We start from the raw sequence: 14,902 nt of genomic DNA, 5'->3' as shown, positions 1-14,902 counted from the left end.
GGCTTAAGCACAAATCACAATCAGCCTTGGCGCTGCTTATGACGTGGTTCCGCGCTGCAAATTACTCGAACCACACCTTCGCGGCGGATAATCTTGCAGTTACGGCACAGCTTTTTCACCGATGCACGAACTTTCATCACCAACTCCTCGAACCTTAGGGGTGCTTCAGCGCAGCATACCGCCGCTGCCACCGTAGCCCTTCAGGTTGGCTTTCTTCATCAGGGATTCATACTGGTGCGAAACGAGGTGAGATTGCACTTGCGACATAAAGTCCATCACAACCACGACCACGATCAGCAACGAGGTCCCGCCAAGGTAGAACGGTACGTTTGCCGCGACCACCAGGAACTGGGGAAGCAGACACACGGCCGTCATATATAGAGCACCGAACATGGTCAAGCGAGTCAAAACGCCATCAATATAGCGTGCCGACTGCTCGCCTGGACGAATACCCGGAATAAAGGCACCGGACTTCTTCAGGTTTTCCGCTACGTCTTTCGGATTGAACATCAACGCCGTATAGAAGAAGCAGAAGAAAATAATCCCTGCACTAAACAGCAGAATATTCAACGGCTGACCAGGAGCGATCGACTGCGAGATGTCCTGCAACCAGCCCAGACCTTCAGACTGACCGAACCAGGACCCCAACGAAGCCGGGAACAGCAAAATGCTGCTCGCGAAAATGGCCGGTATGACACCAGCCATGTTCACTTTCAGCGGCAAGTGGCTGGTCTGCGCAGCGAAGACCTTGCGGCCCTGCTGACGCTTGGCGTAGTGAACAGCGATACGACGCTGACCACGCTCAATGAACACCACAAAACCGATGATCGCTACCGCCAGCAAACCGATTGCAACCAGAGCGAAGATATTGATATCACCCTGACGTGCAGACTCGAAAGACTGCCCTATTGCTCTCGGAAGACCGGCGACGATACCTGCGAAAATCAACATCGAGATACCGTTGCCGACACCGCGTTCGGTGATCTGCTCGCCCAGCCACATCATGAACATCGCACCTGCCACGAAGGTAGTTACGGCCACAAAGTGGAAACCCAGGTCCCCAGAAAACGCGACGCCCTGACTCGCCAGACCAACGGACATGCCGATAGCTTGGACCAGAGCCAGGACAACGGTGCCATAGCGGGTGTACTGGCTTATCTTGCGACGGCCAGCTTCACCTTCCTTCTTCAACTGCTCCAGCTGCGGGCTGACGGCGGTCATCAACTGCATGATGATCGATGCCGAAATGTACGGCATGATCCCCAGTGCAAAGATGCTCATCCGTTCCAGCGCGCCGCCGGAAAACATGTTGAACAAGCTAAGAATGGTCCCCTCATTCTGTCGAAACAGTTCTGCGAGTCGGTCCGGGTTGATACCTGGAACCGGGATGTGTGCGCCTATTCGGTAGACGATAATCGCCAGGAACAGAAAACGCAGACGAGCCCAGAGTTCAGACATACCGCCTTTGCCGAGCGCTGAGAGAGCACCTTGCTTAGCCATTTATTCCTCGAACTTGCCGCCAGCTGCTTCGATAGCCGCACGCGCACCTTTGGTGGCGGCGATACCCTTGATAGTGACAGCGCGAGTAACTTCGCCCGACAGCATGATTTTCACACGCTGAACGTTCTGGTTAATCACGTTGGCATCTTTCAGGGACTGCACAGTTACGATGTCGCCTTCCACTTTAGCCAGCTCGGACAGACGCACTTCTGCGCGGTCCATGGCCTTCAGGGAAACGAAACCGAATTTTGGCAGGCGACGATGCAGCGGCTGTTGGCCGCCCTCAAAGCCCGGAGCAATAGTGCCACCGGAGCGGGAGCTTTGACCTTTGTGGCCACGGCCACCGGTCTTGCCCAAACCACTACCGATACCACGGCCCGGACGATGCTTTTCGCGACGGGAACCCGGCGCTGGACTCAGATCATTGAGTTTCATCGATTAACCCTCGACTCGCAGCATGTAGTAAGCCTTGTTGATCATCCCGCGATTTTCGGGAGTATCCAGGACTTCTACAGTGTGACCGATGCGACGCAGACCCAAACCCTTAATGCACAATCTGTGATTAGGGATGCGGCCGGTCATGCTTTTGATCAGCGTTACTTTAACGGTAGCCATGATCAGATGATCTCCTCAACACGCTTGCCACGTTTGGCAGCGATCGACTCAGGAGACTGCATGCCCTTCAAACCCTTGAACGTAGCGTGAACCACGTTTACCGGGTTAGTCGAACCGTAGCACTTGGCCAATACGTTCTGGACACCAGCAACTTCCAGCACTGCGCGCATTGCGCCGCCAGCGATGATACCGGTACCTTCAGAAGCAGGCTGCATGTACACCTTGGAGGCGCCATGAGCAGACTTCATTGCGTACTGCAGGGTAGTGCCGTTCAGATCAACCTGAATCATGTTGCGACGAGCAGCTTCCATCGCTTTCTGGATTGCAGCAGGCACTTCACGTGACTTGCCACGGCCGAAGCCAACGCGCCCTTTACCATCACCCACTACGGTCAACGCAGTGAAAGTGAAGATACGGCCGCCTTTTACGGTTTTGGCCACGCGGTTAACTTGAACCAGCTTCTCGATGTAGCCTTCGTCGCGTTTTTGGTCGTGATTTGACATAACTTAGAACTCCAGCCCGCCTTCACGAGCAGCATCAGCCAGCGCTTTGACACGGCCGTGGTACTTGAAGCCAGAACGGTCGAAAGCGACTTGCGATACACCCGCGGCTTTCGCGCGCTCGGCGACCAGCTTGCCAACCTTAGTGGCCGCGTCGATGTTGCCAGTGGCGCCATCACGCAGTTCTTTGTCCAAAGTCGAGGCGCTTGCCAGGACTTTGCTGCCGTCGGCCGAGATGACCTGGGCATAAATGTGCTGCGAAGAGCGGTGCACGCAGAGACGCACGACTTCTAGCTCGTGCATTTTCAGGCGTGCTTTGCGAGCGCGACGCAGTCGGGTAACTTTTTTGACGGTCATTTGCTATGCCCTACTTCTTCTTGGCTTCTTTACGGCGGACGACTTCGTCTGCGTAACGCACACCTTTGCCTTTGTAAGGCTCAGGACGGCGGAAGTCGCGGATCTCAGCGGCCACTTGACCAACCAACTGCTTATCGATACCGCGAATCAGGATATCGGTCTGGCTGGGGGTCTCAGCGGTGATGCCATTCGGCAATTCGTAGTCCACTGGGTGCGAGAAGCCAAGTGCAAGGTTCAGTACCGTGCCTTTTGCTTGCGCCTTGTAACCAACACCGACCAGCTGGAGCTTGCGCTCGAAGCCTTGGCTTACGCCTTGGACCATGTTGTTTACCAGTGCACGAGTGGTGCCTGCCATTGCGCGGGTTTGTTGATCGCCATTGCGAGCAGCGAAACGCAGCTCACCAGCTTCTTCAACAATCTCAACGGACGAATGGATGTTCAGTTCTAGAGTGCCCTTGGCACCCTTCACCGAAAGCAGCTGGCCGACGAGTTTGACTTCGACGCCGGATGGCAGCTTAACGGGGTTCTTAGCGACGCGTGACATGCTTATCCCCCCTTAGAACACAGTGCAAAGCACTTCGCCACCGACACCGGCAGCGCGCGCAGCACGATCCGTCATCACACCTTTACTGGTGGAGACGATAGACACACCAAGACCGCCACGAACTTTCGGCAGATCATCGGAGGACTTGTACTGACGCAAGCCTGGGCGGCTGACGCGCTTAACCTCTTCGATGACCGGACGGCCTTCGAAGTACTTAAGCTCGATGGACAGCGAGGATTTAACTTCGCTGCTGATCTGATAACCCGCAATGTAGCCTTCGTCCTTCAGGACTTTTGCTACAGCAACCTTCAACGTGGAAGATGGCATGCTTACGACGGGCTTTTCAGCCATCTGGGCATTACGGATACGAGTTAGCATGTCCGCTAACGGGTCCTGCATACTCATGGGCTAGACGCTCCTAAAACAAAATAATTAGCCTTGCGGCTACAGCTTGATCGCCGAGAACTTCCGGGCAAGTAAAAACACGGGCTCAGGCGAGCCGGTAATTCTAGTCCTACCCCAGAAATGAATCAAGCCCCAAAAGGGGCTTGATTCAAATTCAGGCTCCATCCCGACCGGTGACTTGCGTAACCGGCGGGAGGGCGCGAGAGGTGTCGCCTTACCAGCTGGCTTTGACCAGACCTGGAACGTCGCCACGCATAGCTGCTTCACGCAGCTTGTTACGGCCAAGGCCGAACTTGCGGTAAACGCCGTGTGGACGACCAGTGATGCGGCAACGGTTACGCATGCGCGCAGCGCTTGCGTCACGTGGTTGCTTCTGCAGGGCTACGGTAGCTTCCCAACGCGCTTCTGGACTTGCGTTCAGATCAACGATGATTGCTTTCAGCTCTGCACGCTTCTTGGCGTACTTGGCAACGGTGAGCTGACGCTTCAGCTCACGGTTTTTCATGCTCTTCTTGGCCATTTTCCTACTCCAATCAGTTGCGGAACGGGAATTTGAAAGCACGCAGCAATGCGCGACCTTCATCATCGTTCTTGGCAGTGGTGGTCAGGGTAATGTCCAGACCGCGGAGAGCATCGATCTTGTCGTAGTCGATTTCCGGGAAGATGATCTGCTCTTTTACGCCCATGCTGTAGTTACCACGACCATCGAAGGACTTGGCATTCAGGCCGCGGAAGTCGCGAACCCGAGGCAGGGAGATCGACAGCAGACGATCCAGGAATTCATACATACGATCGCGGCGCAGGGTCACTTTGACGCCGATCGGCCAACCTTCACGGACTTTAAAGCCAGCGATGGATTTCCGAGCGTAAGTCACAACGACCTTTTGACCGGTGATCTTTTCCAGGTCAGCAACAGCGTGCTCGATGACTTTTTTGTCGCCGATCGCTTCGCCCAGACCCATGTTCAGGGTGATTTTGGTAACGCGCGGAACTTCCATCACGTTCGAAAGCTTAAGTTCTTCCTTAAGTTTCGGAGCGATTTCCTTCCGGTAAATCTCTTTTAGTCGTGCCATGGTCTTCTACCTAGCAGTGTTCAAGCATCAACCGCTTTTTGGGTCGACTTGAAGACACGAATTTTCTTGCCGTCTTCAACTTTGAAACCAACGCGGTCAGCCTTGTTGGTTGCGCCGTTGAAAATGGCGACGTTAGAAGCGTGCATTGGCGCTTCTTTCTCGACGATACCGCCCTGTACGCCCGACATCGGGTTTGGCTTGGTATGACGCTTCACCAGGTTGATCCCACCAACGACCAAACGGTCGTCAGCGAGAACCTTGAGCACCTTACCGCGCTTACCTTTGTCTTTGCCGGCGATCACGATGATCTCGTCGTCACGACGAATCTTTTGCATGTCGGATCTCCTTAGAGCACTTCTGGGGCGAGCGAGACGATCTTCATGAACTTCTCAGTACGAAGTTCACGGGTCACTGGCCCAAAGATACGGGTACCGATCGGCTCTTGCTTGTTGTTCAACAGAACAGCAGCGTTGCCATCGAAGCGGATGATGGAGCCGTCTGCACGACGAACACCGTGGCGAGTGCGGACTACAACTGCAGTCATCACCTGGCCTTTCTTCACCTTGCCGCGAGGAATTGCTTCCTTGACGGTTACTTTGATGATGTCACCGATACCAGCGTAACGACGATGGGAGCCACCCAGCACCTTGATGCACATAACGCGGCGTGCGCCGCTGTTATCGGCCACATCGAGCATGGATTGAGTCTGAATCATATAATTTCTCCGACCCCTAGCCCTTAGACTTCCACAGCGCGTTCGAGGATATCAACCAACGCCCAAGACTTGGTCTTGGCTACCGGACGAGTTTCACGAATAGTGACCTTGTCGCCGATATGGCATTGATTGGTTTCGTCGTGTGCGTGCAGCTTAGTCGAACGCTTAACGTATTTACCGTAGATCGGGTGCTTTACGCGACGCTCGATCAGAACGGTGATGGTCTTGTCCATCTTGTCGCTGACAACACGGCCAGTCAGCGTACGGACAGTTTTTTCGGCTTCAGCCATGATTACTTACCTGCCTGCTGGTTGAGCACAGTTTTCACGCGAGCGATGTCACGCTTAACTTGCGAGAGCAGATGAGACTGCCCCAACTGGCCAGTTGCTTTCTGCATACGCAGATTGAACTGGTCGCGCAGCAGGCCGAGCAGTTGCTCGTTCAGCTGCTGTGCTGATTTTTCACGAAGTTCATTCGCTTTCATCACATCACCGTCCGCTTAACAAAGGAGGTGGCGAGCGGCAGCTTTGCAGCAGCCAGGGCGAAAGCCTCACGCGCCAGCTCTTCAGTAACACCCTCGATTTCATACAGGACTTTGCCTGGCTGAATCTGGGCAACCCAGTACTCCACGTTACCCTTACCTTTACCCATCCGAACTTCGAGTGGCTTTTTGGTTACAGGCTTGTCCGGGAACACACGGATCCAGATCTTGCCGCCACGTTTAACGTGACGGGTCAGAGCACGACGCGCTGACTCGATCTGACGAGCGGTGAGACGACCACGAGCAACAGACTTCAGCGCGAACTCGCCGAAGCTGACTTTGCTACCGCGCAGTGCCAGACCACGGTTGTGGCCGGTCATCTGCTTGCGGAACTTCGTACGCTTTGGTTGCAACATTTGGCGTACCCCTTACTTAGCAGCTTTTTTACGAGGCGCTGGTGCTTGTGGTTTCAGTTCTTCTTGGCGACCACCAATTACTTCGCCTTTGAAGATCCAAACCTTTACACCGATCACACCGTAAGTGGTGTGAGCTTCGTAGTTGGCATAGTCGATGTCGGCACGCAGGGTGTGCAGTGGCACACGACCTTCGCGATACCATTCAGTACGTGCGATTTCAGCACCGCCGAGACGACCGCTCACTTGGATTTTGATGCCTTTGGCACCAATGCGCATGGCGTTCTGAACAGCGCGCTTCATAGCGCGACGGAACATTACGCGACGCTCCAGCTGCTGAGCTACGCTCTGCGCAACCAGCATACCGTCGAGCTCCGGCTTACGGATCTCTTCGATATTGATGTGCACAGGCACACCCATTTGCTTGGTCAGGTCCTGACGCAGTTTCTCAACATCTTCACCTTTCTTCCCGATAACGATACCTGGACGAGCGGTGTGGATGGTGATACGTGCTGTCTGAGCCGGACGATGGATATCGATACGGCTGACGGACGCGCTTTTTAATTTGTCTTGGAGGTACTCACGCACTTTCAGATCAGCGAACAAATAGTCCGCATAAGTCCGACCGTCTGCGTACCAGACGGAGGTGTGCTCCTTGACGATTCCCAGGCGAATGCCAATGGGATGTACTTTCTGACCCATCTCTTCGACTCCGTTACTTGTCAGCAACCTTGACAGTGATATGGCAAGACCGCTTGACGATGCGATCAGCACGGCCTTTAGCACGTGGCATGATGCGCTTCAGCGAACGCCCTTCGTTGACGAAAACGGTGGAGACCTTGAGGTCATCAACGTCTGCGCCTTCGTTATGCTCGGCGTTGGCTACAGCCGACTCCAGCACTTTCTTCAGGATCTCGGCGGCTTTCTTACTGCTGAAAGCCAACAGGTTGAGCGCTTCGCCCACCTTCTTCCCGCGGATCTGGTCGGCGACCAAGCGGGCTTTCTGGGCGGAGATTCGAGCGCCCGACAACTTAGCGGCTACTTCCATCGTTCCTTACCCCTTAACGCTTGGCTTTCTTGTCTGCCACGTGCCCACGATATGTGCGGGTACCGGCAAACTCGCCTAGTTTATGGCCGACCATGTCTTCGTTCACGAGAACTGGAACATGCTGGCGACCGTTATGCACTGCAATGGTCAAACCGACCATTTGTGGCAGGATCATCGAACGACGCGACCAGGTCTTAACTGGTTTGCGATCGTTCTTTTCCGCCGCCACTTCGATCTTCTTCAGTAGGTGAAGATCAATAAAAGGACCTTTTTTCAGAGAACGTGGCACTGTCGTATCCCTCTATTTACTTGCGACGACGGACGATCATTTTGTCGGTACGCTTATTACCACGAGTCTTCGCGCCCTTAGTCGGGAAGCCCCACGGCGATACCGGATGACGACCACCAGAGGTACGACCTTCACCACCACCATGTGGGTGGTCAACCGGGTTCATGGCAACACCACGAACGGTTGGGCGAACGCCACGCCAGCGTTTGGCACCCGCTTTACCCAGCGAACGAAGGCTATGCTCGGAGTTCGAGACTTCGCCCAGCGTTGCACGGCACTCAGACAGTACTTTACGCATTTCACCGGAGCGAAGACGCAGGGTTACGTATACACCTTCACGAGCGATCAGCTGTGCCGAGGCACCAGCGGAACGAGCGATCTGTGCGCCTTTACCTGGCTTCAGTTCGATGCCGTGTACGGTGCTACCAACTGGAATGTTGCGCAGTTGAAGAGCGTTGCCCGGCTTGATTGGTGCCAGAGCACCTGCAATCAGCTGGTCGCCAGCACTCACGCCTTTAGGGGCGATGATGTAGCGGCGCTCGCCGTCTGCGTAAAGCAGCAGAGCAATGTGAGCAGTACGGTTTGGATCGTATTCGATACGCTCGACGGTGGCAGCAATGCCATCCTTGTCGTTGCGACGGAAGTCGACCAGACGATAATGCTGTTTATGGCCACCACCGATATGACGGGTAGTAATACGACCATTGTTGTTACGACCACCAGACTTCGATTTTTTCTCGAGCAGCGGTGCGTGAGGAGCGCCTTTATGCAGCTCCTGGTTGACCACCTTGACCACAAAACGGCGGCCAGGGGAAGTCGGTTTGCATTTAACGATTGCCATGATGCACCCCTTCCTTACTCAGCACTGCTGCTGAAATCGAGATCTTGGCCTGGCTGAAGGGAGATAACTGCCTTCTTCCAGTCATTACGCTTGCCCAGACCGCGAGCAGTGCGCTTGCTCTTACCCAGAACATTCAGGGTAGTAACACGCTCTACTTTCACGCTGAACAGGCTTTCGACGGCCTTCTTGATTTCCAGCTTGGTTGCGTCAGTAGCAACCTTGAAAACGAACTGACCTTTTTTGTCTGCAAGAACCGTAGCCTTCTCGGAAACGTGCGGGCCAAGCAGAACTTTAAATACGCGTTCCTGGTTCATCCCAGCAGCTCCTCGAATTTCTTCACGGCCGACACAGTGATCAACACTTTGTCGTATGCGATCAGACTAACTGGATCGGAACCTTGAACGTCACGTACATCAACGTGCGGCAGGTTACGAGCAGCCAGGTACAGATTCTGGTCAACAGCGTCAGACACGATCAGGACGTCAGTCAGGCCCATGCCAGTCAGCTTGTTCAGCAAATCTTTGGTTTTCGGTGCTTCAACAGCGAAGTCCTGAACCACGACCAAACGATCAGTACGAACCAGTTCAGCAAGGATGGAGCGCAGAGCAGCGCGATACATCTTCTTGTTGAGCTTCTGAGTGTGATCCTGAGGACGAGCTGCGAAAGTGGTACCGCCGCCACGCCAGATTGGGCTACGGATAGTACCGGCACGAGCACGGCCAGTACCTTTCTGACGCCAAGGGCGCTTACCGCCACCACGAACGTCGGAACGGGTCTTTTGCTGCTTGCTACCCTGACGACCGCCAGCCATGTAGGCCACGACTGCCTGGTGAACCAGCGTCTCGTTGAATTCGCCGCCAAATGTCAGTTCGGAAACTTCGATTGCCTGAGCGTCATTTACATTTAATTGCATGTCAGCTTCCCCTTAACCGCGAGCCTTGGCTGCCGGACGTACAACCAGGTTGCCGCCAGTAGCGCCAGGAACAGCACCCTTGACCAACAACAGATTGCGTTCAGCGTCCACGCGCACTACTTCCAGGGACTGCACGGTCACGCGCTCAGCGCCCATATGACCGGACATTTTTTTGCCCTTGAATACACGACCAGGAGTCTGGCACTGGCCGATAGAGCCTGGGACGCGGTGGGAGACGGAGTTACCGTGGGTATTGTCTTGACCACGGAAATTCCAACGCTTGATCGTACCCTGGAAGCCTTTACCCTTGGACTGACCGGTTACATCAACCAGCTGACCAGCGGCGAAGATTTCAGCGTTGATCTGATCGCCAGCCTGGTAGTCGCCTTCTTCAAGACGGAATTCCATGACGGTACGACCGGCGGCAACGTTCGCTTTAGCGAAGTGGCCAGCCTGAGCGGCTGTGACACGCGAAGCGCGACGCTCGCCGACAGTGACTTGCACTGCACGATAGCCATCGGTTTCTTCGGTTTTGAACTGAGTGACGCGATTCGGCTCGATCTCAATGACCGTGACCGGAATGGAGACACCTTCTTCGGTGAAAATACGGGTCATACCGCATTTACGACCGACTACACCAATAGTCATGTTGTAAACCTCATGAGTGTACGGGGCTTTCACCCGCTATGGCCGCCCATTTCAGAGCGTTACACGACTAAGACCCAAGTCTTAGCCGAGGCTGATCTGAACTTCCACACCGGCCGCAAGATCAAGCTTCATAAGCGCATCAACGGTTTTTTCCGTTGGCTGGACAATGTCCAGAACACGCTTGTGAGTACGGATCTCATACTGGTCGCGCGCGTCTTTGTTGACGTGCGGAGAAACCAGAACGGTGAACCGCTCTTTACGAGTCGGCAGTGGAATCGGACCACGCACCTGTGCACCAGTACGTTTCGCGGTTTCCACGATTTCCTGGGTTGATTGGTCGATCAGGCGATGGTCAAAAGCCTTCAACCTGATACGGATTTGCTGGTTTTGCATTGGATTCAGACTCCAGATTGCTGTTCCCACCGAGCGCAATACGCCCGTTAAAAGGAGGCGCAATTCTATAGACGACCTAACAAGGTGTCAACCCAATAAAAAAGCCCCCGCAGTGCGGGGGCTCTTTTTGGGACTCAACGCTTAAGCGATGATTTTGGCTACGACGCCAGCGCCGACGGTACGACCGCCTTCACGGATTGCGAAACGCAGACCATCTTCCATTGCGATTGGCTTGATCAGGGTAACGGAAACTTTAACGTTATCACCTGGCATAACCATTTCTACGCCTTCCGGCAGTTCGCAGCTACCAGTTACGTCGGTAGTACGGAAGTAGAACTGTGGACGGTAGCCTTTGAAGAACGGAGTGTGACGACCGCCTTCTTCCTTGCTCAGAACGTAGATTTCAGCTTCGAACTGAGTGTGCGGCTTGACGCTGCCTGGCTTGACCAGAACCTGGCCACGCTCAACGTCGTCACGCTTGGTGCCGCGCAGCAGCACGCCGCAGTTCTCGCCAGCACGACCTTCGTCGAGCAGTTTGCGGAACATTTCAACACCGGTGCAGGTGGTGACGGTAGTGTCACGCAGACCAACGATTTCCAGTGGATCCTGAACCTTGACGATACCGCGCTCAATACGACCAGTCACAACAGTACCGCGACCGGAGATCGAGAACACGTCTTCGATCGGCATCAGGAACGGCTTGTCGGTAACACGAACTGGTTCTGGAATGTACGAGTCCAGTGTTTCAACCAGTTTACGAACGGCAGTGGTGCCCATTTCGTTGTCGTCTTTACCTTCCAGAGCCATACGAGCAGAACCGATGATGATCGGAGTGTCGTCGCCCGGGAAGTCGTAAGTGCTCAGCAGATCGCGCACTTCCATCTCAACCAGTTCCAGCAGCTCAGCGTCGTCTACCAGGTCAGCCTTGTTCAGGAAGACCACGATGTACGGAACGCCAACCTGACGGGACAGCAGGATGTGCTCACGGGTTTGTGGCATCGGACCATCAGCGGCCGAACAAACCAGAATCGCGCCGTCCATCTGGGCAGCACCAGTGATCATGTTCTTCACGTAGTCAGCGTGACCTGGGCAGTCAACGTGAGCGTAGTGACGGATCAACGATTTGTATTCGACGTGCGCGGTATTGATGGTAATACCACGAGCTTTTTCTTCCGGTGCGCTGTCGATCTTGTCGAATTCAACAGCAGCCGAACCGAAAACTTCGGAGCAGACGCGAGTCAGAGCAGCGGTCAGCGTGGTTTTACCGTGGTCAACGTGACCAATGGTGCCAACGTTGACGTGCGGGAGGGAACGATCAAATTTTTCTTTAGCCACGACAAATAACTCCTAGCCTAAAGGCGCTGAATCAGCCTTGTTTTTTGGTTACAGTTTCGACGATGTGCGACGGAGCTGTATTGTATTTTTTGAATTCCATAGAGTAGCTTGCGCGACCCTGAGACATGGAGCGAACGTCGGTCGCATAACCGAACATCTCACCCAACGGAACCTCGGCACGAATTACTTTGCCGGAAACCGTATCTTCCATACCCAGAATCATGCCGCGACGGCGGTTAAGGTCGCCCATCACGTCACCCATATAGTCTTCAGGCGTAACAACCTCTACCGCCATGATCGGCTCAAGCAGCTCACCACCGCCCTTCTGGGCCAGTTGCTTGGTCGCCATGGAAGCAGCCACCTTAAACGCCATCTCGTTCGAGTCGACGTCATGGTAGGAACCATCAAACACGGTAGCCTTCAGGCCGATCAGCGGATAACCGGCAACAACGCCGTTCTTCATCTGCTCTTCGATACCCTTCTGGATAGCCGGGATGTATTCCTTGGGAACAACACCACCTACCACTTCGTTTACGAATTGCAGACCTTCCTGACCTTCGTCAGCAGGTGCAAAACGGATCCAGCAGTGACCGAACTGGCCACGACCGCCGGATTGACGAACGAACTTGCCTTCGATTTCACAGTTCTTCGTGATGCGCTCACGATAGGAAACCTGAGGCTTGCCGATGTTGGCTTCGACGTTGAACTCACGGCGCATCCGGTCAACCAGGATGTCCAGGTGCAGCTCGCCCATGCCAGAGATGATCGTTTGACCAGTCTCTTCATCAGTCTTGACGCGGAAAGACGGGTCTTCCTGAGCAAGTTTGCCCAGTGCGATACCCATTTTTTCCTGGTCATCCTTGGTTTTAGGCTCAACGGCAACCGAAATAACCGGCTCCGGGAAGTCCATACGAACCAGGATGATTGGCTTGTCAGCGTTGCACAAGGTCTCACCAGTGGTGACGTCCTTCATGCCGATCAAGGCCGCGATGTCACCAGCGCGCACTTCCTTGATCTCTTCGCGGGCGTTTGCGTGCATCTGCACCATACGACCCACACGCTCTTTCTTGCCCTTGACCGAGTTGATCACGCCGTCGCCGGATGCCAACACGCCCGAGTAAACACGGACGAAAGTCAAGGTACCCACGAATGGGTCGGTAGCGATCTTGAACGCCAGAGCCGAGAACGGCTCGTTGTCGTCTGCATGACGCTCCATCAGGATTTCTTCGTTATCAGGATCGGAACCCTTGATAGCTGGAATATCGATTGGAGCCGGCAGGTAGTCGATCACGGCGTCGAGAACCAGGGGAACACCCTTGTTCTTGAAGGAAGAACCGCAAACAGCAAGAACGATCTCACCAGCGATAGTACGCTGACGCAGAGCGGCCTTGATTTCCTCGTTGGTGAGTTCTTCACCCTCAAGGTACTTGTTCATCAGCTCTTCGCTGGCTTCGGCCGCAGCCTCGACCATGTTGCTGCGCCACTCGTCAGCCAGTTCCTGCAGTTCAGCAGGGATAGGCTCACGACGTGGAACCATACCCTTGTCGGCATCGTTCCAGTAAACAGCTTCCATGGACATCAGATCGATCTGACCCTGGAAGTTGTCTTCGGCACCAATGGCCAGCTGGATCGGCACCGGGGTGTGACCCAGACGCTGCTTGATCTGAGCGATTACGCGCAGAAAGTTCGCACCAGCACGGTCCATCTTGTTCACGTAAACGATACGTGGAACGCCGTACTTGTTGGCTTGACGCCATACGGTTTCGGACTGCGGCTCTACGCCAGAAGTACCACAGAACACAACGACCGCGCCGTCGAGCACACGCAGGGAACGCTCAACTTCAATGGTGAAGTCAACGTGGCCCGGGGTGTCAATAACGTTGAAACGGTATTGGTCTTTGTGTTGCTTCTCGGAACCCTGCCAGAAGGCAGTAATAGCAGCAGAAGTAATGGTAATACCACGCTCCTGCTCCTGAACCATCCAGTCCGTGGTCGCGGCGCCGTCATGCACCTCGCCCATTTTGTGGCTTTTGCCGGTGTAAAAAAGGACGCGCTCGGTGGTGGTGGTTTTACCAGCATCCACGTGAGCGACGATACCAATGTTACGGTAGCGGCCAATCGGAGTAGTACGAGCCATAAAGCCCTCGCAAAATTAGTGACGCTGAAATTAGAAGCGGTAGTGCGAGAAAGCCTTGTTGGCCTCAGCCATACGGTGCACGTCTTCACGCTTCTTGACCGCAGCACCTTTACCTTCGGCAGCGTCCAGCAGTTCGCCAGCCAAACGCAGTGCCATTGACTTCTCACCGCGCTTGCGCGCGAAGTCTACCAGCCAACGCATTGCCAGAGCATTACGACGGGACGGACGAACTTCGACAGGAACCTGGTAAGTAGCACCGCCTACACGGCGCGACTTTACTTCGACCAGCGGAGCGATGGCGTCGAGAGCTTTCTCGAAGATTTCCAGGGGGTCGCTGTTCTTACGTTCTTTAACCTTTTCCAGCGCGCCATAAACGATACGCTCGGCAACGGCTTTCTTGCCGCTTTCCATTACGTGGTTCATGAACTTGGCCAGAATCTGGCTGCCGTATTTTGGATCGTCAAGCACTTCGCGCTTGGCTGCTACGCGTCTTCTTGGCATGGATAAGCCCTCAAACGGTCTTCAGGTTAGCTCGGGACCACCATCCTGCGAGGGATGCGCCCGACCTTACTCTTATCGACTCAGAAAAATAGAAATCTGCAATTTCAAACAGAAGCCAAAAACTACTTAGGCTTCTTGGTACCGTATTTCGAGCGACCCTGGTTACGACCTTTAACGCCGGAAGTATCCAAAGA

26 protein-coding genes and 1 pseudogene are annotated in these 14,902 nt (G+C 54.5%); all 27 read right to left on the bottom strand.

The genetic code is table 11. The features are described 5' to 3' along the window. Nucleotides 1–20: 20 nt before the first annotated feature. Entirely contained in the window at nt 21–137 is a 117-nt protein-coding gene (rpmJ, locus tag LIX91_RS13850) for a 50S ribosomal protein L36 (RefSeq protein ID WP_002555468.1), read from the bottom strand. A 28-nt stretch (nt 138–165) separates the two neighbouring features. After that, nucleotides 166–1,500 carry a preprotein translocase subunit SecY gene (gene secY, locus LIX91_RS13845; protein WP_002555469.1) on the bottom strand — a complete coding sequence of 445 codons (1,335 nt, stop codon included), beginning with the start codon at nt 1,498–1,500 and terminating at the stop codon, nt 166–168. Beyond that, a complete protein-coding gene (gene rplO / locus LIX91_RS13840) occupies nt 1,501–1,935 on the bottom strand; it encodes a 50S ribosomal protein L15 (RefSeq protein WP_002555470.1) in 435 nt (144 codons plus the stop codon). A 3-nt stretch (nt 1,936–1,938) separates the two neighbouring features. Continuing rightward, entirely contained in the window at nt 1,939–2,115 is a 177-nt protein-coding gene (gene rpmD, locus LIX91_RS13835; protein WP_002555471.1) for a 50S ribosomal protein L30, read from the bottom strand. A 2-nt stretch (nt 2,116–2,117) separates the two neighbouring features. Continuing rightward, nucleotides 2,118–2,618, bottom strand: coding sequence for a 30S ribosomal protein S5 (gene rpsE / locus LIX91_RS13830; RefSeq protein ID WP_003317099.1), 501 nt, complete (start codon nt 2,616–2,618; stop codon nt 2,118–2,120). Between the two features lie 3 nt (nt 2,619–2,621). Next, the gene (rplR, locus tag LIX91_RS13825; RefSeq protein WP_002555473.1) at nt 2,622–2,972 is read right to left on the bottom strand and encodes a 50S ribosomal protein L18; all 351 of its coding nucleotides are present in this window, start codon (nt 2,970–2,972) and stop codon (nt 2,622–2,624) included. A 10-nt stretch (nt 2,973–2,982) separates the two neighbouring features. Beyond that, a complete protein-coding gene (gene rplF, locus LIX91_RS13820; protein WP_002555474.1) occupies nt 2,983–3,516 on the bottom strand; it encodes a 50S ribosomal protein L6 in 534 nt (177 codons plus the stop codon). Nucleotides 3,517–3,528: 12 nt separating this feature from the next. Next, on the bottom strand, nt 3,529–3,921 hold the full coding sequence (rpsH, locus tag LIX91_RS13815) for a 30S ribosomal protein S8 (protein WP_002555475.1): 393 nt from the start codon (nt 3,919–3,921) through the stop codon (nt 3,529–3,531). 214 nt (nt 3,922–4,135) lie between these two features. Continuing rightward, nucleotides 4,136–4,441 carry a 30S ribosomal protein S14 gene (rpsN, locus tag LIX91_RS13810; protein WP_002555476.1) on the bottom strand — a complete coding sequence of 102 codons (306 nt, stop codon included), beginning with the start codon at nt 4,439–4,441 and terminating at the stop codon, nt 4,136–4,138. A gap of 13 nt (nt 4,442–4,454) precedes the next feature. Next, nucleotides 4,455–4,994, bottom strand: a complete 540-nt coding sequence (gene rplE / locus LIX91_RS13805) for a 50S ribosomal protein L5 (RefSeq protein WP_002555477.1) — start codon at nt 4,992–4,994, stop codon at nt 4,455–4,457. Nucleotides 4,995–5,014: 20 nt separating this feature from the next. Further along, nucleotides 5,015–5,329, bottom strand: coding sequence for a 50S ribosomal protein L24 (rplX, locus tag LIX91_RS13800; protein ID WP_003317102.1), 315 nt, complete (start codon nt 5,327–5,329; stop codon nt 5,015–5,017). 11 nt (nt 5,330–5,340) lie between these two features. Then, nucleotides 5,341–5,709 carry a 50S ribosomal protein L14 gene (gene rplN, locus LIX91_RS13795; RefSeq protein ID WP_002555479.1) on the bottom strand — a complete coding sequence of 123 codons (369 nt, stop codon included), beginning with the start codon at nt 5,707–5,709 and terminating at the stop codon, nt 5,341–5,343. Between the two features lie 23 nt (nt 5,710–5,732). After that, nucleotides 5,733–5,999: a 30S ribosomal protein S17 gene (rpsQ, locus tag LIX91_RS13790; protein ID WP_002555480.1), complete on the bottom strand. Its 267-nt coding sequence runs from the start codon at nt 5,997–5,999 to the stop codon at nt 5,733–5,735. Between the two features lie 2 nt (nt 6,000–6,001). Next, nucleotides 6,002–6,193 (bottom strand): 50S ribosomal protein L29, encoded by a 192-nt coding sequence (gene rpmC, locus LIX91_RS13785; protein ID WP_002555481.1) that lies wholly within the window; start codon nt 6,191–6,193, stop codon nt 6,002–6,004. Next, nucleotides 6,193–6,606: a 50S ribosomal protein L16 gene (rplP, locus tag LIX91_RS13780; RefSeq protein ID WP_002555482.1), complete on the bottom strand. Its 414-nt coding sequence runs from the start codon at nt 6,604–6,606 to the stop codon at nt 6,193–6,195. The genes rpmC and rplP overlap by 1 nt, the downstream gene beginning before the upstream one ends. Nucleotides 6,607–6,618: 12 nt before the next feature. Beyond that, entirely contained in the window at nt 6,619–7,305 is a 687-nt protein-coding gene (rpsC, locus tag LIX91_RS13775; RefSeq protein ID WP_003176422.1) for a 30S ribosomal protein S3, read from the bottom strand. A gap of 13 nt (nt 7,306–7,318) precedes the next feature. Continuing rightward, complete coding sequence (rplV, locus tag LIX91_RS13770; protein ID WP_002555485.1) at nt 7,319–7,651, bottom strand: 50S ribosomal protein L22; 333 nt, start codon at nt 7,649–7,651, stop codon at nt 7,319–7,321. Between the two features lie 13 nt (nt 7,652–7,664). Next, nucleotides 7,665–7,940: a 30S ribosomal protein S19 gene (gene rpsS / locus LIX91_RS13765; protein ID WP_002555486.1), complete on the bottom strand. Its 276-nt coding sequence runs from the start codon at nt 7,938–7,940 to the stop codon at nt 7,665–7,667. 16 nt (nt 7,941–7,956) lie between these two features. After that, entirely contained in the window at nt 7,957–8,781 is an 825-nt protein-coding gene (gene rplB, locus LIX91_RS13760; RefSeq protein ID WP_003317104.1) for a 50S ribosomal protein L2, read from the bottom strand. Nucleotides 8,782–8,795: 14 nt separating this feature from the next. After that, nucleotides 8,796–9,095 carry a 50S ribosomal protein L23 gene (gene rplW / locus LIX91_RS13755; RefSeq protein ID WP_002555488.1) on the bottom strand — a complete coding sequence of 100 codons (300 nt, stop codon included), beginning with the start codon at nt 9,093–9,095 and terminating at the stop codon, nt 8,796–8,798. Continuing rightward, nucleotides 9,092–9,694, bottom strand: coding sequence for a 50S ribosomal protein L4 (gene rplD / locus LIX91_RS13750; protein WP_002555489.1), 603 nt, complete (start codon nt 9,692–9,694; stop codon nt 9,092–9,094). The genes rplW and rplD overlap by 4 nt, the downstream gene beginning before the upstream one ends. Before the next feature lie 12 nt (nt 9,695–9,706). Then, the gene (rplC, locus tag LIX91_RS13745; RefSeq protein ID WP_002555490.1) at nt 9,707–10,342 is read right to left on the bottom strand and encodes a 50S ribosomal protein L3; all 636 of its coding nucleotides are present in this window, start codon (nt 10,340–10,342) and stop codon (nt 9,707–9,709) included. Between the two features lie 81 nt (nt 10,343–10,423). Further along, entirely contained in the window at nt 10,424–10,735 is a 312-nt protein-coding gene (gene rpsJ, locus LIX91_RS13740; RefSeq protein WP_002555491.1) for a 30S ribosomal protein S10, read from the bottom strand. 141 nt (nt 10,736–10,876) lie between these two features. Beyond that, on the bottom strand, nt 10,877–12,070 hold the full coding sequence (gene tuf / locus LIX91_RS13735; RefSeq protein ID WP_003344210.1) for an elongation factor Tu: 1,194 nt from the start codon (nt 12,068–12,070) through the stop codon (nt 10,877–10,879). A gap of 31 nt (nt 12,071–12,101) precedes the next feature. Next, nucleotides 12,102–14,207 (bottom strand): elongation factor G, encoded by a 2,106-nt coding sequence (fusA, locus tag LIX91_RS13730; protein ID WP_003317109.1) that lies wholly within the window; start codon nt 14,205–14,207, stop codon nt 12,102–12,104. A 30-nt stretch (nt 14,208–14,237) separates the two neighbouring features. Further along, the gene (gene rpsG / locus LIX91_RS13725; protein WP_002555493.1) at nt 14,238–14,708 is read right to left on the bottom strand and encodes a 30S ribosomal protein S7; all 471 of its coding nucleotides are present in this window, start codon (nt 14,706–14,708) and stop codon (nt 14,238–14,240) included. Between the two features lie 122 nt (nt 14,709–14,830). Beyond that, nucleotides 14,831–14,902, bottom strand: a pseudogene (rpsL, locus tag LIX91_RS13720) (30S ribosomal protein S12); the annotation flags it as partial.

Source organism: Pseudomonas sp. B20 (assembly GCF_020515755.1).
Taxonomy (GTDB): Bacteria; Pseudomonadota; Gammaproteobacteria; order Pseudomonadales; family Pseudomonadaceae; genus Aquipseudomonas; species Aquipseudomonas syringae.
This window is presented reverse-complemented; position numbering and strand designations above follow the sequence as displayed.